The sequence below is a fragment of the Xanthomonas protegens genome (genome assembly GCF_038442435.1).
In the GTDB taxonomy this organism is placed as follows: Bacteria; Pseudomonadota; Gammaproteobacteria; order Xanthomonadales; family Xanthomonadaceae; genus Xanthomonas_A; species Xanthomonas_A sontii.
Map to the genome: position 1 here is coordinate 166,281 of NZ_JAQJCQ010000006.1, position 16,621 is coordinate 182,901.

The 16,621-nt window shown below is 70.9% G+C and carries 15 protein-coding genes and 1 tRNA gene; 9 read left to right on the forward strand and 7 right to left on the reverse strand.

Going from position 1 to position 16,621, the window contains the following annotated elements:
- Nucleotides 1-127 precede the first annotated feature (127 nt).
- The 4 genes from PIQ37_RS09295 to PIQ37_RS09310 all read right to left on the reverse strand — a co-directional run bounded on the left by PIQ37_RS09295 (nucleotide 128) and on the right by PIQ37_RS09310 (nucleotide 4,921).
- On the reverse strand, nucleotides 128-1,087 hold the full coding sequence (locus PIQ37_RS09295; protein WP_342073238.1) for a homoserine kinase: 960 nt from the start codon (nucleotides 1,085-1,087) through the stop codon (nucleotides 128-130).
- A gap of 5 nt (nucleotides 1,088-1,092) precedes the next feature.
- Entirely contained in the window at nucleotides 1,093-3,618 is a 2,526-nt protein-coding gene (thrA, locus tag PIQ37_RS09300; RefSeq protein ID WP_342073239.1) for a bifunctional aspartate kinase/homoserine dehydrogenase I, read from the reverse strand.
- A gap of 464 nt (nucleotides 3,619-4,082) precedes the next feature.
- The gene (locus tag PIQ37_RS09305; RefSeq protein ID WP_342073240.1) at nucleotides 4,083-4,427 is read right to left on the reverse strand and encodes a hypothetical protein; all 345 of its coding nucleotides are present in this window, start codon (nucleotides 4,425-4,427) and stop codon (nucleotides 4,083-4,085) included.
- A 417-nt stretch (nucleotides 4,428-4,844) separates the two neighbouring features.
- Nucleotides 4,845-4,921 (reverse strand) — tRNA-Arg (locus tag PIQ37_RS09310).
- 169 nt (nucleotides 4,922-5,090) lie between these two features.
- On the opposite strand from PIQ37_RS09310, the gene amaB reads away from it, so the two are divergent.
- From amaB to PIQ37_RS09350, 8 genes are all read left to right on the forward strand, one after another.
- Nucleotides 5,091-6,623 carry an L-piperidine-6-carboxylate dehydrogenase gene (amaB, locus tag PIQ37_RS09315; RefSeq protein ID WP_342073241.1) on the forward strand — a complete coding sequence of 511 codons (1,533 nt, stop codon included), beginning with the start codon at nucleotides 5,091-5,093 and terminating at the stop codon, nucleotides 6,621-6,623.
- Nucleotides 6,624-6,689: 66 nt separating this feature from the next.
- Complete coding sequence (locus tag PIQ37_RS09320) at nucleotides 6,690-6,971, forward strand: DUF4190 domain-containing protein (protein ID WP_017913403.1); 282 nt, start codon at nucleotides 6,690-6,692, stop codon at nucleotides 6,969-6,971.
- A complete protein-coding gene (locus tag PIQ37_RS09325) occupies nucleotides 6,968-7,741 on the forward strand; it encodes a class I SAM-dependent methyltransferase (protein ID WP_152236844.1) in 774 nt (257 codons plus the stop codon). Before PIQ37_RS09320 ends, PIQ37_RS09325 begins: the two co-directional genes overlap by 4 nt.
- A gap of 8 nt (nucleotides 7,742-7,749) precedes the next feature.
- Nucleotides 7,750-8,805: a quinone-dependent dihydroorotate dehydrogenase gene (locus PIQ37_RS09330; protein WP_043091899.1), complete on the forward strand. Its 1,056-nt coding sequence runs from the start codon at nucleotides 7,750-7,752 to the stop codon at nucleotides 8,803-8,805.
- A complete protein-coding gene (gene murB, locus PIQ37_RS09335) occupies nucleotides 8,802-9,845 on the forward strand; it encodes a UDP-N-acetylmuramate dehydrogenase (protein WP_267117224.1) in 1,044 nt (347 codons plus the stop codon). Before PIQ37_RS09330 ends, murB begins: the two co-directional genes overlap by 4 nt.
- Nucleotides 9,839-10,747: a DMT family transporter gene (locus PIQ37_RS09340; RefSeq protein ID WP_342073242.1), complete on the forward strand. Its 909-nt coding sequence runs from the start codon at nucleotides 9,839-9,841 to the stop codon at nucleotides 10,745-10,747. Before murB ends, PIQ37_RS09340 begins: the two co-directional genes overlap by 7 nt.
- An 82-nt stretch (nucleotides 10,748-10,829) precedes the next feature.
- Nucleotides 10,830-11,567 (forward strand): aspartate/glutamate racemase family protein, encoded by a 738-nt coding sequence (locus PIQ37_RS09345; protein ID WP_407136480.1) that lies wholly within the window; start codon nucleotides 10,830-10,832, stop codon nucleotides 11,565-11,567.
- A 2-nt stretch (nucleotides 11,568-11,569) separates the two neighbouring features.
- Nucleotides 11,570-12,748: a TPM domain-containing protein gene (locus PIQ37_RS09350; protein ID WP_342073244.1), complete on the forward strand. Its 1,179-nt coding sequence runs from the start codon at nucleotides 11,570-11,572 to the stop codon at nucleotides 12,746-12,748.
- A 66-nt stretch (nucleotides 12,749-12,814) separates the two neighbouring features.
- Here the strand turns inward: PIQ37_RS09350 and PIQ37_RS09355 are convergent, their stop codons facing one another.
- Nucleotides 12,815-13,264, reverse strand: coding sequence for a MarR family winged helix-turn-helix transcriptional regulator (locus PIQ37_RS09355; protein WP_342073245.1), 450 nt, complete (start codon nucleotides 13,262-13,264; stop codon nucleotides 12,815-12,817).
- A 35-nt stretch (nucleotides 13,265-13,299) separates the two neighbouring features.
- Between PIQ37_RS09355 and PIQ37_RS09360 the strand changes: the two genes are divergently transcribed.
- On the forward strand, nucleotides 13,300-14,430 hold the full coding sequence (locus PIQ37_RS09360; RefSeq protein ID WP_342073246.1) for an FAD-dependent oxidoreductase: 1,131 nt from the start codon (nucleotides 13,300-13,302) through the stop codon (nucleotides 14,428-14,430).
- 113 nt (nucleotides 14,431-14,543) lie between these two features.
- Here PIQ37_RS09360 and PIQ37_RS09365 read toward each other — a convergent pair whose 3' ends face one another.
- Together PIQ37_RS09365 and ispG are read right to left on the reverse strand one after the other, a co-directional pair.
- Complete coding sequence (locus PIQ37_RS09365; protein WP_342073247.1) at nucleotides 14,544-15,257, reverse strand: phosphatase PAP2 family protein; 714 nt, start codon at nucleotides 15,255-15,257, stop codon at nucleotides 14,544-14,546.
- Nucleotides 15,238-16,503, reverse strand: coding sequence for a flavodoxin-dependent (E)-4-hydroxy-3-methylbut-2-enyl-diphosphate synthase (gene ispG, locus PIQ37_RS09370; RefSeq protein ID WP_017913396.1), 1,266 nt, complete (start codon nucleotides 16,501-16,503; stop codon nucleotides 15,238-15,240). Before ispG ends, PIQ37_RS09365 begins: the two co-directional genes overlap by 20 nt.
- Nucleotides 16,504-16,621 lie beyond the last annotated feature (118 nt).

The window sequence follows — 16,621 nt, forward strand, 5'->3', positions numbered from 1 at the left end:
AACAGCTACAGCTACAGCTACAGCAAAAGCAAAATCGGTAACAGCAACAGCAACAGCAACAGCAACAATATCGGCAGTGGCATTTGCGTCAGCAACAAAGGTGTCGACGCGCCGCGCCAACACATCACTACAGCAACATCGCACCCGGACACTGCAACGGCGACACCCAGTGCTGACTGCCGAAACCAGCGTCCGCAAAGGCCGCCTGCACCGCCGGTGCCGCGGCCTCGGCCTCGGCACGGCTGGCGAACCAGGCGAACACGCTCGGACCAGCGCCGGAAATGCCCGCCCCCATCGCCCCCGCCGCCAGCGCCGCCGCCTTGGCCGCATCGAAGCCGACGATCAGCGGCGCGCGCCGCGGCTCGATCAGCACGTCGCGCAAGCCGGCGCGCACCAGCGCCTCGTCGCCGGCATGACAGCCCGCCAGCACCAGGGCCAGGTTCGCGCTCTGCGCCACGAACTCGCCGAGCCGGTATTCCCCTGCCAGCGCCGCGCGCGCATGGCGGGTTTCCAGCGTCGCGTCCGGATGCACCAGCAGGCTGTGCCAGCCGCTCGGCACCGGCACCGGCACCAGCCGCTCCAGGGTCGACAGCACCAGGCCGCCCAACAGCATCGGGCCGAGGTTGTCGCCATGGCGGCTGCCGCTGGCCACCGCCTCGCCGTCCAGCGCATAGCGATACAGTTCGTCGCGCGACAGCGGCGCGGCAAGCAAGGCATTGGCCGCCACCAGCGCGGCCACGCACGACGCGGCCGAGCCGCCCATGCCGGAGCTGAGTGGGATGCCCTTGTCGATCTCCAGTTCGAAGCCAAACGGCAGCGCCAACGCCTCGCGCAGCGACATCAACGCGGCGCCGGCGGTGTTGCGTGCGGCCTCCAAGGGCAAGGCCACGGTGGTGCCACGGATCGCGGCGATGCGCACCTCCGGCGCGTCGATGCGGCGCACCGTCACCGTGTCGCCGACACCCTCCACCGCATAGCCGAGCAGGTCAAAGCCCACCGCGACGTTGGCCACGGAGGCCGGCGCGAACGCGCGCGCCTGCGTCGGCAGCGCGGCCGTGCCCACGGCGCCCGCTGTCAGCGTCTGCATCCGGCTCACAGGCGCGCGCCCTCGCCCGCCGCCACCCGCAGCAGGTCGGCGAACACGCCGGCGGCGGTCACTTCCGGGCCGGCGCCCGGCCCCTGCACCACCAGCGGATTGTTGCAGTAGCGACGGGTGGTGAACTGCACCACGTTGTCGGTCAGGCGCAGGTTGGCGAAGGCGTGGTCGGCCGGCAGCTCCACCAGGCCCACGCTGGGTGCATGGCCCGGCGCCAGCCGCGCCACGTAGCGCAGCACGCAGCCGCGCGCCCTGGCCGCCTGCAGGCGCTGCGCGAACACCGCATCGACCTCGTGCAGGCGCGCCATGAAATCGTCCACGCTGGCCTGGCGCAACGCTTCCGGCACCAGGCTTTCCACCGCCACGTCCTCCAGGCTCAGCTCGTGCCCGGCCTCGCGCGCCAGGATCACCAGCTTGCGCGCCACGTCGGTGCCGGACAGGTCGTCGCGGGGGTCCGGCTCGGTATAGCCCATGCCGCGCGCCTCGGCCACCAGTTGCGCGAACGGCACGCTGCCGTCGTACTTGTTGAACAGCCAGGCCAGGGTGCCGGAGAAGATGCCTTCGATGGCGGTAACGGCGTCGCCGGTATCGACCAGGTCGCGCAAGGTGGTGATCACCGGCAGGCCGGCACCGACCGTGGCCTCGTAGCGGAAGCGCGCGCCGCTGGCGGCGGCCGCGGCGCGGATGGCGTGGAAGCGCGGCAGCGGCCCGGCGCCGGCCTGTTTGTTTGGGGTCACCACGTGGATGCCGGCGGCAAGCCAGCCGGCGTAGCGGTCGGCGACGTCGGCGCTGCCGCTGCAGTCGATGATCACCGCATGCGGCAGATGCGCCGACAGCAGGTGCGCGGTGAACGCGTCCAGGTCGGTCGGCTGCTGGCCGGCGGCCAGCGCCTGCCGCCAGTCGCCGGCGAAGGCGCGCGGCTCCAGGCGCATCGTGCTGCGCGAGGCGACCGCGCGCAGGCGCAGGTCGAGGTTGGCCTTGGCGAGCAGTTGCGGCTGCGCAGCGCGCAACTGGTCCAGCAGCGCCGCACCGACGTTGCCCGGCCCGATCACGCCGACCGAGAAGGTCTGCGGCGACAGCCAGAAACCGGCATGCGCGGCGCGCAACGCCTTGGTCGCGTGGGCGCTGTCGATGGCCACCGAGATGTTGCGCTCGGACGAACCCTGCGCGATCGCCAGGATATTGACTTGGGCGCGGCCCAACGACTCGAACAGGCGCGCGGCCACGCCGGGCTGGCCGGCCATGCCGTCGCCGACCGCGGCCAGCACACTGATGCCGGTGGTCAGTTGCACGCGCTGCACCTGGCCCACCACCAGTTCGTGGGCGAACGCGGAGAGCACCGCGTCGCGCGCGCGCTCGGCCTCGTTCTGCCGCACCACGCAGCAGATGGAATGTTCGGACGACCCCTGCGAGATCATCACCACCGACACCCGCGCGTTGCGCAGTGCGGCGAACACGCGCTCGGCGGTGCCGGGCACGCCGATCAGGCCGGTGCCTTCGAGGTTGAGCACGGCCAGGTCCGGGCTCAGCGTCAGCCCCTTGATCGGGCCGCTGGTGGCGCTGCTGGCGGTGATGCGGGTGCCCGGGTGCTCGGGCTGGAAGGTGTTGCGGATGATGATCGGCAGGCCGCGCTCGATCGCCGGCGACATGGTCTGCGGGTGCACCACCTTGGCGCCGAAATAGGCCAGTTCGCAGGCTTCGTCGTAGCTGAGCGTTTCCAGTTGCACCGCTTCGGGCACGACCCGCGGGTCGGCCGAAAGCACGCCGTCGACATCGGTCCAGATGTGCAGCTCGGCGGCGTCGAACAGTGCGGCGAAGATCGCGCCGGAGTAGTCGCTGCCGTTGCGGCCAAGGGTGGTGATACGTCCGGCGCGGTCGCGGGCGACGAAGCCGGTGACCACGATGCGCTGCTGCGGGTGCTCCGCGCGCCATTGCGCCAGGCGCTGCGCGCTGGCGGACCAGTCCACGTCCACGCCCAGTTCGCCGCGGTCGACCACCAAGACCTCGCGCGCATCCAGCACCGCGCACTCCTCGCCCAGCGCACGCAGGTGGTCGCCGAGCAGCTGCGCCGAGTACACCTCGCCCAGCCCCTGCACGCGGTCCAGCACTTCCCGCGGCAGTTCGCCGATCACCGCCAGCGCGGCGAGGATCTCGGCCAGGTGTTCGAAGCGCGCGTCCAGCCATTCGACCGTGGCGCCGGCATGTTCGCCGAGCAAGGCCACTGCGGCGGCGCGATGGCGGGCACGGGTCTCGTGCCAGCGCTCGCGCCAGTCGCCGTGGCCGCGCGCGGCCAGTTCGGCCAGCCCGATCAACGCATCGGTGACGCCCTTCATCGCCGAGACGACGGTGACCTGGAGACGTTCCGGGCGCGCCAACAGCAGTTGCGCGACATGACGGTAGCGTTCGGCATCGGCCACCGAGGTGCCGCCGAACTTGTGCACGACAGTGGCGGCGGCGAGCGCGGGGTCGACGGCGGAATCAGGCGAAGCGACGACAGCAGGAGCGACGGCGGGGGGCGACATGGAAGACCTCGGAGTGGAGGCCCCGTTCGCATCAGGCTGAGGGATTCCCCCGCATCCTGATCCGGGTGCGGGGCCGTGGTGTTCGACGATCAGACGAAGACGACGGGCCGCACCGGGCGAATGGTGAGGGTGGTAATACCGGTGGTAATGCCCGCAGCAGCGCCCGCCGCGTGCCGAAGCGAGCGCGGAAGCGAGATGGCGATAGGGGCGAAGACCAGAGGCATGGACGCAAGAGGACATCATGCGCCGGGGCGCTGTCAAGCGCCGCGTGTGCGACCGCAGCATCGGCGCTGCGGCCCCGGCAAACGGTTGCAAAAGTGACTATCGCGCCAAGCCAGGAAAGACGACGCCAACGCCGCCAAGCAGGGGGTGCCGGGCGGCACCACAACCCCGTCCACGCAGGCCTGCGCGTCGGCGCGCAGGGAACGCGCGACGCCGCTGGCGCCGCGCGTTTTGCGCAAGCCTTACTGCTGCTTCTGATCGGTCGGCGGCTGCTGCTGCGGATCCGGGTTGGCGGGATCCTGGGGCGTGGTCGGGCTGGTCGGAGACGTCGTGGTCGGCGGTACGCCCTGTGACGCGTCCTGGCCCTGCATCGTGCCCTGCCCGGTCTCGGTGCCGGTCGCGGTGCCGCTGGCATCGCCGCTTGTGGTACCGGCCGGGGCGGTGCTGCCGCCTGCCGGGCTGCCGTCGGCCGCTGCTGGCGGGTTGGCCGCATTCGGATCGGTGGCCGGGTGGTCGCCGTCGCGCTTGCAAGCCGCAAGCGCAGCCAGCATCGAACCGACCAGGACCATCTTCATCGCTGTTTTCATCTGTGACTCCTGCTTCGCATAGGGGTGGGAATCGCTGCGGGCGTGCCGGCAAGCCGGCGATCACGCCAGGCCCGAGGCGACCAGGACCGCCGATGCGCGGCGGCGATCGTCCCGCCGCACGGAGTTGCGGGCGGGACGCTTGTGGCGGACGTGGCGGAGGCGACTCCGTCCTCGTCGTCCATCGGCACTGCAAAAGTTAGAGTTCGCGGCGCGAATCGCCGCCAAGCGCAGCGGCCGACGGACGCAGCCTACGCAGGACGATGCTCAGGGCGCGTCGGCACAAGGTGTAGAGGACGTTATTGCCGACAGGTCCGAAAATGCGCGATTCACCATCGCGGCCGCTGCGCAGGATGCATGGACAGGCGAAGCGATGGCGCTCTGGCGGCGCCGCGGTCGCGGCGGATGGCATGCACGAAATGGTGACCCCGGCGCGATTCGAACGCACGACCTGTCCCTTAGGAGGGGACCGCTCTATCCAGCTGAGCTACGGGGCCATTGGCCTGGCGGGAATTCTACGGCATGCCCACGCGTTTTTTGCGCTCGCGGGCCGCCCCCGCCAGCGGCGGCGGCCGGATGCGTCCGGTCTGCTAAAATTGCCGGCTGCGCGTCCCGCGTCCCCCGCCTGCGGTCGCCTTCCCTGTCGCAACGAACCCAGGAGATTCCATGTCCGCTGACCTGCTCAAGGCGCTCGGCCTCGCCGCCACCAACTCCGGCACCTACCTCGGCAACGGCGAGTGGTCCAGCGCCACCGGCGCCGGCGTGCTGCAGCCGCTCAACCCGTCGAGGAACGACATCATCGCCGACGTCCAGGCCACCACCGAGCAGGACTACGAAACGGTGATCGCCCGCGCCCAGGCCGCGTTCAAGGTCTGGCGCACCACCCCGGCGCCGCGCCGCGGCGAAGCGGTGCGGCTGTGCGGCGAGGCGCTGCGCAAGCACAAGGACGCGCTGGGCTCGCTGGTCGCGCTGGAAATGGGCAAGAGCAAGCCGGAAGGCGACGGCGAAGTGCAGGAGATGATCGACATCGCCGATTTCGCGGTCGGCCAGAGCCGCATGCTGTACGGCTACACCCTGCATTCGGAGCGCCCCGGCCACCGCATGTACGAGCAGTACCAGCCGCTGGGCCTGGTCGGCATCATCAGCGCGTTCAACTTCCCGGTCGCGGTGTGGAGCTGGAACGCGTTCCTGGCGGCGATCTGCGGCGACATCTGCATCTGGAAGCCGTCCAACAAGACCCCGCTGACCGCGATCGCGTCGATGAAGATCTGCAACGAGGCGCTGCGCGACGCCGGCTTCCCGGACATCTTCTTCCTGATCAACGACGCCGGCGTGGCCCTGTCCGAGCGCCTGGTCGAGGACACCCGCATCCCGCTGATCAGCTTCACCGGCTCCACCCAGGTCGGCCGCGTCGTCGCCGAGAAGTGCGCGCGCCGGCTGGGCCGCTGCCTGCTGGAGCTGGGCGGCAACAACGCGATCATCCTCGACGAGAGCGCCGACCTGAAGCTGGCGGTGCCCGGCATCGTGTTCGGCGCCGTCGGCACCGCCGGCCAGCGCTGCACCACCACGCGCCGGCTGATCGTGCACGAATCGATCTACGACACCGTGCTGGCCACCCTGGTCAAGGCCTACAAGCAGGTCGAAGGCAAGATCGGCGACCCCACCGACCCGGCCAACCTGATGGGCCCGCTGAACAGCCGCGGCGCGGTCGAGCAGTTCCTGGACTCGATCGCCAAGGCCAAGGCCGCCGGCGGCACCATCGAGACCGGCGGCACCGCGCTGGACCGCCCGGGCAACTTCGTGCTGCCGGCCATCGTCACCGGCCTGAAGAACAGCGATGAAGTGGTCCAGCACGAAACCTTCGCGCCGATCCTGTACGTGATGAAGTACAGCACCCTGGACGAGGCCATCGACATGCAGAACGGCGTGCCGCAGGGCCTGTCCTCGTCGATCTTCACCCAGAACCTGAAGGCGGCGGAGAAGTTCCTGTCCGCGGCCGGCAGCGACTGCGGCATCGCCAACGTCAACATCGGCACCTCCGGCGCCGAGATCGGCGGCGCCTTCGGCGGCGAGAAGGACACCGGCGGCGGCCGCGAATCCGGCTCGGACGCGTGGAAGGTGTACATGCGCCGGCAGACCAACACGATCAACTACTCCGACTCGCTGCCGCTGGCGCAGGGCATCAAGTTCGATCTGTAACGCGGCGAGCGCGGCGGCCCGCACCCTGCGGCCGCCGCCCCTTTCCTTCTGCAAGGAGCGACAGCGATGAGTCAGGTGCGCGAGACCAATTCCCTGGCGGTGGTCAGCCTGGTCGCCGGGATCCTCGGCTGGACCCTGATGCCGGTACTGGGCAGCCTCGGCGCTATCATCACCGGGCATCTGGCCCGGGCGGAGATCCGCCGCCAGCCGCAGCGCTTCCAGGGCGATGGCCTGGCGGTGGGCGGGCTGATCCTGGGCTGGGCCGCAGTGGTGCTGGCCGTGCTGGCGGTACTGGCCTTCGTGCTGTTCTTCGGCGGGCTGGCCTGGTTCGCCAGCACCCAGTCGTGAGCCGGGACGCCGCCGCGCCGCGGGAACGCTTCAGCGACCGCGTCGCCGATTACGTGCGCTACCGCCCCAGCTATCCGGCGGCGCTGCTGGACTGGGTGCACGGCGAGCTGGGCGTGGCGCGCGATGCGCTGGTCGCCGACATCGGCGCCGGCACCGGCATCTCCACGCGCCTGTTCCTGCAGGCTGGGCATCCGACCCTGGCCGTGGAGCCGAACGCGGCGATGCGCGAGGCCGCAGTGGCGCTGCTGCAGGACCTGCCGGGCTTCCGCGCCATCGACGGCAGCGCCGAGGCCACCACCCTGGCCGATGCCAGCGTCGACCTGGTCAGCGCCGCGCAGGCCTTCCACTGGTTCGACCTGGAGGCGGTGCGCCGCGAATGGGCACGCGTGCTGCGTCCGGGCGGGTTGGCGCTGGTGTACTGGAACTCGCGCCTGCTCGACGCCACGCCGTTCCTGGAAGGCTACGAGCAGTTGCTGCTGGAGTACGGCACCGACTACAGCGCGGTGGCCGAGCGCTACCACGACGATGCCACCATGCAGCGCTGGTTCGGCGCCGGCCTGCGCGGCACCGCGCAGTTCCCCAACGCGCAGCGCATGGATTTCGAGGCGCTGCGCGGACGCCTGCTGTCCTCCTCCTACGCGCCGCTGCCCGGCCACCCGCAGCATGCGCCGATGCTGGACGCGTTGCGCGCGCTGTTCGACCGGCACCAGCGCGACGGCGTCGTCGCGTTCCATTACCGCACCCGCGCCTTCGCCGGGACGCTGAACTGAGCCACGCCATGTACTCCCTCGCCCGACCGTTTCTGTTCGCCTTCGATGCCGAGCGCGCCCACGCCCTGGGCCTGCGCGCGATCGAACTGGCCTACCGCACCGGCACCAATCCGTTGCTGGCGCGCACGATCGCACCGATGCCCACGCGCGCCTTCGGTCTGGACTTCCCCAATCCGGTCGGACTGGCCGCGGGCCTGGACAAGAACGGCGAGCACATCGACGCGCTGCTGGCGCTGGGCTTCGGCTTCGTCGAGATCGGCACGGTCACCCCGCGCGCGCAGGCCGGCAATCCGCAGCCGCGCATGTTCCGGCTGCCGCGGCAGCAGGCGGTGATCAACCGCATGGGCTTCAACAACCTGGGCGTGGACGCGCTGGTGCGCAACGTCGAGCGTGCGCGGCGCCGGCGCGGCCTGCTCGGCATCAACATCGGCAAGAACAAGGACACCCCGAACGAGGACGCCGCGTCCGACTACCTGCATTGCCTGGAAAAGGTCTATGCGCTGTCCGACTACGTCACCGTCAACATCTCCTCGCCCAACACCGCCGGCCTGCGCGAACTGCAGGAGGAGCAGGCGCTGCGGCAGCTGATCGCGCGCCTGCGCGAGGCGCAGGAAGCGCTGGCGGCGCGCCACGGCAAGCGCGTGCCGATGCTGGTCAAGGTGGCGCCGGACCTGAGCGACAGCGACATCGACGCGGCGGCGCGGGTGCTGTCGGACCTGCAGGTGGACGGGGTGATCGCCACCAACACCACCGTCGCCCGCCCCGGCCTGGAACACGAACCGCTGGGCGGCGAAAGCGGCGGCCTGTCCGGCGCGCCGCTGCTGGGCCAGTCCACCCTGGTGCTGCGCCGCTTGCGCGCGCGCCTGCCCGAGAGCATCCCGCTGATCGGCGTCGGCGGCATCCTCTCCGGTGCCGACGCGGTGGCGAAGATGGCCGCCGGCGCGGCCCTGGTGCAGTGCTACAGCGGCCTGGTGTTCCGCGGGCCGGAGCTGATCGGCGAGTGCGTGGAGGCGATGCGCCGGCGCCGCGAAGCGCCCAGCCGCGGGGACGTGGTCGTCCCATGAGCACGACGGCCTGGTCGCTCACCGCGCAGGCGCCGCTGCAGGCGCTCAACACCTTCCATGTCGCCGCGCAGGCGCCGTGGCTGCTGCAGATCTTCGCGCCCGAGGCGCTGCCCGAGGCGCTGCTGGCGCCGGAGCTGGCCGGCGCCGCGCTGCTGCCGCTGGGCAGCGGCAGCAACATGCTGTTCGCCGGCGATGCGCCGGGCGTGGTGCTGTGCTTCGCCAACCGCAGCATCGACACCCTGGAACACCGCGCCGACTACGCCATCGTCCGCGCCGGCGCCGGCGTGGGCTGGCACGACCTGGTGATGTGGTCGCTGGCGCAAGGTTTGTCCGGCCTGGAGAACCTGGCGCTGATCCCGGGCACGGTCGGCGCCGCGCCGATCCAGAACATCGGCGCCTACGGCGCGCAGATGGGCGAGTTCGTGCACGTGGTCGAGGCCTACGACCGCGCCGACGCGCGCTTCGTGCGGCTGGACGCGGCCGCCTGCGAGTTCGGCTACCGCGACAGCCTGTTCAAGCGCCAGCCCGACCGTTACCTGATCGCCGCGGTGGAGTTCAACCTGCCGCGGCTGCACGCGCTGCGCCTGGACTACGCCGGCATTGGCGAGGAACTGCAGGCGATGGGCATCGCCACGCCCGGCGCGCCCGACGTGGCCCAGGCGGTGATCAACATCCGCCGGCGCAAGCTGCCCGACCCGGACGTGCTCGGCAACGCCGGCAGCTTCTTCAAGAACCCGCTGCTGCCGCTGGAACAGGCGCTGGCGCTGCAGCACGAACACCCGGCGCTGCCGGTGTTTCCCGGCGACGACGACAGCCAGCGCAAGCTGTCGGCGGCGTGGCTGATCGAGGCCTGCGGCTGGAAGGGCTACCGCGACGGCGACGCCGGCGTGTCCGCCGCGCACGCACTGGTGCTGGTCAACCACGGCCAGGCCAGCGGTGCCGAACTGCTGGAACTGGCGCGGCGCATCACCGCCTCGGTGAGCGAGCGCTTCGGCGTCATCCTGGAGCCGGAGCCGCGCATCGTCGGCGCACAGTGGTAGCCGCGCCCACGCCGCTGCGCGCGGCGCTGCTGATGCTGGCCAGCACCATGGCCTTCGGGCTGATGGTCGTCGCGATCCGGCTGGCGTCGGCGCAGCTGTCCACGCTGCAGATCGCCTTCTTCCGCAACCTGTTCGGCCTGCTGTTCCTGTTGCCGATGCTGCTGCGGCCGGGCCGGCCACTGCCACGCACTGCGCAACTGCCGCGTTACCTGCTGCGCACCGCGATCGGCCTGGTATCGATGCTGGCCGGGTTCTGGGCGATCGGCCACCTGCCGCTGTCGCAGGCGATCGCGCTGTCCTACTCCACCCCGCTGTTCGCGACCCTGGCCGCCGCCCTGTGGCTGGGCGAGACGGTGCGCCTGCGGCGCTGGCTCGCGGTGCTGTGCGGCTTCGCCGGCGTGCTGCTGATCGTGCGCCCCGGCGCCGCCGCGTTCAGCCCCGGCACCCTGGTGGCGGTACTGGCCGCGGTGATGAGCGCGCTGGTCGCGATCCAGATCAAGCAACTGGCGCGGGTCGACGCCGCCAACACGGTGGTGTTCTACACCTACGCGTTCTGGGTGCCGATGTCGCTGCTGCCGGCGCTGTTCGTGTGGCGCTGGCCGCACGGCATCGACTGGCTGTGGCTGCTGGCCACCGGCCTGTTCGGCACCCTCGGCCAGTTGCTGTGGACGCATGCGCTGCGCCTTGGCGAAGTCTCCGCGCTGACTCCGATCAGCTTCACCCAGCTGCCGCTGGTGGCGCTGTTCGGCTGGTGGCTGTTCGACGAGACGCCGGACGGCGGCACCGTGCTCGGCGCGCTGGTGATCCTCGGCGCCAACGCCTACATCGCCCACCGCGAGGCGCTGCTGGCACGGCGTGCAGCGCGCGCCGGGGCCGGCACGCCGCCGACCCTGGACGCCTAGTGGTGCGCGGGACGCCGCGTCGCGCCGCGGCGTCCCGACGATCGCCGACACAGGCACCGCGCGCGGTCGCCGCACGCGGCCGATGCCGCTACCATCCTCGCGCACTCGACACGGCGGCAAGCGACGCACGATGAAGACGATCGGCATGATCGGCGGCATGAGCTGGGAATCCACCCTCCCCTACTACCGGCACATCAACGAGACGGTGCGCGCCCAGTTGGGCGGACTGCATTCGGCCAAGCTGCTGCTGCACAGCGTGGACTTCCACGAGATCGCGCAGTACCAGCGCGACGGCGACTGGGACGCGGCCGGTGCCGCACTGGCGGCCTCGGCGCGCGCGCTGCAGGCCGGCGGCGCCGAGTTCCTGGTGCTGTGCACCAACACCATGCACTGCGTCGCCGACGTCATCGCCGCTGCGGTCCCATTGCCGCTGCTGCACATCGCCGATGCCACCGCCGATGCGTTGCAGGCCGCCGGCATCGTCCGCGTCGGCCTGCTCGGCACGCGCTTCACCATGGAGCAGGCGTTCTACCGCGAACGGCTGCAACGGCGCGGCTTCGAGGTGCTGATCCCGGATGCGCCGGCGCGCGAGGACGTGCACCGCATCATCTACGAGGAACTGTGCCAGGGCGTGGTGCTGGCGCCATCGCGGCTGCGCTACCGCGAGGTGATCGCAGGGCTGCAGACGCAAGGCGCGGAGGCGGTGATCCTGGGCTGCACCGAGATCGGATTGCTGGTCGGCCCCGCCGACGCGGCGGTGCCGCTGTTCGATACGACGGCGCTGCACGCGCGTGCCGCGGCCCTGTACAGCCTGGCCTAGCGATGCGCAGCCAGACCGCACATGCTGTTGCCATCGTCCCGCGCCGCGCCGCCAGCGTTCCGCGCGGCTGGGCGCCGTTCCGGTTGAGCGCCCTGCTGGTGCTGGCGTTGCTGCTGTGGCCGGTAATCGGCCGCTGCGCCGTCGCCATACCGCCCTACACGCCGAACGTGGTCGATCCCGCCGGCACGCTCAGTGCGGACGACACCCAGCGGATCAACGCGGCACTGCAGCGCCTGCGCGAACGCCAGCACATCTGGGGCGCGGTCTACATCGTGCCGTCGCTGCAGGACGAACCGATCGAGGCGCTGGCCGAGCGCGCCTTCCGCACCTGGCGGCTCGGCCGCCAAGGCAGCGACAACGGCCTGCTGCTGGTGCTGGCGATGCAGGACCGGCGTTCGCGCTTCGAAGTCGGCTACGGCCTGGAGGGCGTGCTGCCCGACGTGGTCGCCCGGCACGCGCTGGACGATTACCTGGCGCCGCGCCTGCGCCAGGGCGACACCGCCGATGCGATCGTCGCCGCGTTCGACTTCATGGGCCGCGCCGCCGCGCAGGATCCCGAGGCCGTCGCCGAACTGGCGCAACCGGCCGACGACGGCATGCACTGGCGGCGCGGCGCCATCGCCTGGGCCGGCCTGCTGGTGCTGGTGTGGCTGCTGCTGCCGCTGCGCCAGGCCTGGACCGGCTACCTGCGGAAACGTCTGCTACGGCGGCATCCAGGCCTGTCGGACAAGCCCGAGGAACTGGTCCAGGACACCGTATGCGGCGGTTTCTGGGCGTGGTTCATCCGCCTGTTCCTGAGCGCCAACCCCGGCATCTTCGTGCTGCTGCTGTCGGCCAGGTCGATGACGATGACGGTGATCTTCCTGGCGCTGGAACTGCTGATCCTGGTACTGACCCTGGCCATCGCCGCGCAGCGCTACCGCTCGCCGCAGCGCTACAGCCGCTTCCTGCAGGCGCTCACACGGCGGCGCAATGCGCTGATCCGCAAGGGCCATATCGCCGAGACCGCGCCCGGCGTGTTCGCCTACACCGCCAGCTACCATGCCGCTCAAGCCGCCAAGGAACGCGCCGCGGCCGAGTCCGCTGCATCGTCCTCGTCCTCGTCGTCCTCCAGTTCCAGCAGCGACTCGTCCTCCGGCGGCGGCAGCTCCGGCGGCGGCGGCGCCAGTTCGAGCTGGTAGGCGGCGCAGGCCACACGCGGCAGCACAGCTCTTCCAGACCACCGACGGGACGGCTGCCGCCAACGATCAGTCGGCAGATCCGGCGTTGGCGATCATGCGCTCGAGCAAGCCGAGCAACAGGTGCTGCTCCTCGGGCTGCAGGCCCGCGCAGACCTGCCGGTCGATGCCACGCAAGACCTCGCGGCCAGGCTCCAGCAGCGCCAGTGCCTGGTCGGTCAACGAGATCGCCGCGCTGCGCTTGTCGGCGGCCGTGCGTTCGCGCTTGATCAGCCCGTCGCGCTCCATGCGCGCGAGCAACTGCGCCATGCTCGGCTGTTCGACGCCGGCCATGCGGGCCAGTTCGCCCTGCGTGCGCTGCTCGCCGTTCTTCAACGCTACCAGCACCGGGAGTTGCGCCGCGGTGATGCCGGCCGTGCGCAGCCGCTCGTCGCTCAGTTTCAGCAGCAGCCGCGCCAGACGACCGACCACCAAGGTCGGCATGGCATGCGGCGTCCACTCGGCGGGCACATTGGGCATTGAATAGGATCCTATGTTTCTATAAGGTGGCGTCCATGCCCAGCCCCACCCCGACCCGCTTCCCCCATCCCAGCGTCGCGATCGTCGGTGGCGGCCCCGCCGGACTGACGGCCGCGGTCATCTTAAACCGCCATGGTTGGCCGGTAACGGTGTTCGAAGGCGACGCATCGCTCGACGCACGCGACCAGGGCGGCACGCTCGACCTGCATCCGGACGATGGGCAACTCGCCCTGCGCAAGGCCGGGCTGCTGGAGCGATTCAAGGCGATCGCGCGCTACGAGGACCAGGAACAGCGCTCGCGGCATTACGCCACCGGCGCCATCCTGCGCGAGGAGGTGCCGCTTCCGGGAACCGGCGATCGCCCGGAGATCGACCGCCTCGTCCTGCGCCGACTCCTGCTCGACGCAACCGATGGCGCCACCATCCGCTGGGGCAGCAAGGTGACCGGCGTGGTCGGCGACAGCGACGAGGGCTACCGTCTGCAGCTGCGCGACGGCCTCACGCCGGCCTTCGACATCGTGATCGGCGCGGACGGCGCATGGTCGCGGGTGCGGAGCGCAGTGACCCCGGCGGTCCCTGCGTACACCGGCGTGACCTTCGTCGAACTGTGGCTGTCCGAGGTGGACGCCCGGCATCCGCAAAGCGCCGCGCTGGTCGGGCACGGCACGATGTTCGCGCTGCACGGCCCCACCGGCATCATCGCGCAACGCAACGGCGGCGGGACGATTCGCGTCTATGCGGCCTTTCGCACCGGCCCCGACCATGGCGATTGGCCTGAAACATCCCTGCAGGGCATCGACAAGCCCGCCCTGCTGGCGCGCTTCGAGGGCTGGGCGCCGGCACTGCGGCGCCTGATCGCCGATGGCGACCGCATCGCCGCCATGCGCCCGATCGTGGCCTTGCCGCCGGGGCTGCGCTGGCCGCACCGCAGCGGCCTGGCGCTGGTCGGGGACGCGGCCCACGTCATGCCGCCGCTGGGCGTCGGCGTCAACCTGGCCATGCTGGACGCGGCGGAACTCGCCGAAGCCCTCGTCGGCGCCGCGGACTGGCGTGGCGCGATGCAGCGCTGGGAACTCGCGATGCTCGACCGTGCCGCCGGGTTTGCGGCGATGTGCCGCGACGGCTTTGCCGAGATGTTCCCGGACGCAGCGCCTCCAGCCGAGTGAGCGGTCCGGCGCGCCTCGCGGCAGGGCCGTCGCTCAAGCGCTGGCAAAGTGCAACCGCGGTGTCCGGCCGTGCAACGCAGTGAACCGCAGCACCGCGATCGCGCCGCCGCCCGTCAGCTCGCCACCAGCCGCCGCGCACGCCAGCGCGGCCGGCGCTCGCCGCGGAACAGCAACAGGTACAGCCCCACCACCCACACCAGCGCCGCGCTCCAGCCGCCGAGGATGTCCGAGGGGTAATGCACACCGAGGTACACCCGCGACACCCCGACCAGCAGGGTGAAGCTGCCGGCCAGCCACAGCACCGGCCAACGCCAGCGGGTGCGCCAGCTCAGCGCGATCAGCACCGCCGCCAGGGTCATCGAGCCCATCGCGTGGCCGCTGGGGAAACTGAAGGTGTGGTGCTCCGGCGCGATCGACTCCCACAGGCTCGGACGGTCGCGCTGGAAGAACTGCTTGGCACCCATGTTCAGCAGCGCCGAGCCGATGAAGGACAACGCGGCGAACAGCGCCTCGCGCCAGCGGCGCAGGCCCAGCAGCACCAGCACGATCAGCGTATCCAACGGGATCACGCCGTACTGGTAGCCAGCCTCGGTGACCACGGTGAAGAAACGATCCCAGCCCGGGCTGGTCAGGCCGCGCATGCTCCACAGCAGCGGCTCGTCGAAATACAGGTCTTCCAGCGCATGCACTTCGTCGGCGAGAGCGACGAACACACCCAAGGGCAGCAGCACGCCGGCGAACAGCAGCACCACACGCCAGGCATTGAGCCGCAGCCAGCGGCGCAGGCCGGCCGCCTCGGCGGCGGACTCACCCGGTGCGGCGGACATAGGTGCGTTCGACGTAATCGTCGATCAGCGCCACGAACTCGTGGGCGATGTTCTCGCCACGCAGGGTCACCTTCTTCTCGCCATCGATGAACACCGGCGCGGCCGGCGCTTCGCCGGTGCCCGGCAGCGAAATGCCGATGTTGGCGTGGCGCGACTCGCCCGGTCCGTTGACCACGCAGCCCATCACCGCCAGGGTCATGCTCTCGGCGCCGGGATGGGTCACCTTCCACTCCGGCATCTTCGCGCGGACGTGGTTCTGCACCACCTTGGCCAGCTCCTGGAAGAACTCGGAGGTGGTGCGGCCGCAGCCCGGGCAGGCGGTGACCAGCGGGGTGAAGGCGCGCTGGCCGGTGGTCTGCAGCAGTTCCTGGGCGACGATCACTTCCTGCGTGCGCGACTGCCCTGGCTCCGGGGTCAGCGAGATGCGGATGGTGTCGCCGATGCCTTCCTGCAGCAGCACGGCCAGCGCCGCGCTGGAGGCGACGATGCCCTTGCTGCCGATGCCGGCCTCGGTCAGGCCCAGGTGCAGGGCGAAATCCGAGCGCTGCGCCAGGTCGCGGTACACCGCGATCAATTCCTGCACGCCGCTGACCTTGCAGCTGAGCACGATGCGGTCGCGGCCCAGGCCCAGCTCCACCGCGCGCTCGGCCGAGTCCAGCGCCGAGCGGATCAGTGCCTCGCGCAGCACCCGGCCGGCATCCCACGGCACTTCGCGCCGCGAGTTCTCGTCCATCAGCTGCGCCGCCAGCGCCTGGTCCAGCGAACCCCAGTTGGCGCCGATGCGCACCGGCTTGTCGTACTTCAGCGCGAACTCGATCAGCTGCGCGAACTGGGTGTCCTTCTTCTTGCCGAAGCCGACGTTGCCGGGATTGATCCGGTACTTGGCCAGCGCCTCGGCACAGGCCGGCTCCGCCGCCAGCAGTTGGTGGCCGTTGTAGTGGAAGTCGCCGATCAGCGGCACTTCGATGCCCATCATCCGCAGCTTGTCGACGATGCGCGGGATCGCCGCGGCCGACTCGGGATTGTTGACGGTCAGGCGCACCAGTTCCGAGCCGGCGCGCCACAGTTCGGCCACCTGCTTGACCGAGGAGGCGACGTCGGCGGTGTCGGTATTGGTCATCGACTGCACCACCACCGGCTTGCCGCCGCCCATGGTGACGCCGCCGATGCGGACCGGCTGGGTGAGACGGCGCGCCCAGGGCGCGGCATCGGCGGGAGGCGTGGGGCGGCTGACGGCATCGTACATGCGCCCATTTTAGCCTGCGCGGCCCCTCCTGCCGCACGCGCCGGCACCGTCGATTCAGCGAGGCCATGCCGCTGCGACGGTTTGTCGCAGGCAGCCCCCGGGTCCAGCGCATACGATG

Coding starts and splice junctions, on each gene's coding strand:
- PIQ37_RS09295 (WP_342073238.1), bottom strand. CDS start 1,087: ATGCAGACGCTGACAGCGGGCGCCGTGGGCACGGCCGCGCTGCCGACG.
- PIQ37_RS09345 (WP_407136480.1), top strand. CDS start 10,830: ATGCCGCTACCATCCTCGCGCACTCGACACGGCGGCAAGCGACGCACG.
- PIQ37_RS09355 (WP_342073245.1), bottom strand. CDS start 13,264: ATGCCCAATGTGCCCGCCGAGTGGACGCCGCATGCCATGCCGACCTTG.
- PIQ37_RS09365 (WP_342073247.1), bottom strand. CDS start 15,257: ATGTCCGCCGCACCGGGTGAGTCCGCCGCCGAGGCGGCCGGCCTGCGC.
- murB (WP_267117224.1), top strand. CDS start 8,802: ATGAGCACGACGGCCTGGTCGCTCACCGCGCAGGCGCCGCTGCAGGCG.
- PIQ37_RS09320 (WP_017913403.1), top strand. CDS start 6,690: ATGAGTCAGGTGCGCGAGACCAATTCCCTGGCGGTGGTCAGCCTGGTC.
- ispG (WP_017913396.1), bottom strand. CDS start 16,503: ATGTACGATGCCGTCAGCCGCCCCACGCCTCCCGCCGATGCCGCGCCC.
- PIQ37_RS09360 (WP_342073246.1), top strand. CDS start 13,300: ATGCCCAGCCCCACCCCGACCCGCTTCCCCCATCCCAGCGTCGCGATC.
- PIQ37_RS09330 (WP_043091899.1), top strand. CDS start 7,750: ATGTACTCCCTCGCCCGACCGTTTCTGTTCGCCTTCGATGCCGAGCGC.
- thrA (WP_342073239.1), bottom strand. CDS start 3,618: ATGTCGCCCCCCGCCGTCGCTCCTGCTGTCGTCGCTTCGCCTGATTCC.
- amaB (WP_342073241.1), top strand. CDS start 5,091: ATGTCCGCTGACCTGCTCAAGGCGCTCGGCCTCGCCGCCACCAACTCC.
- PIQ37_RS09305 (WP_342073240.1), bottom strand. CDS start 4,427: ATGAAAACAGCGATGAAGATGGTCCTGGTCGGTTCGATGCTGGCTGCG.
- PIQ37_RS09350 (WP_342073244.1), top strand. CDS start 11,570: ATGCGCAGCCAGACCGCACATGCTGTTGCCATCGTCCCGCGCCGCGCC.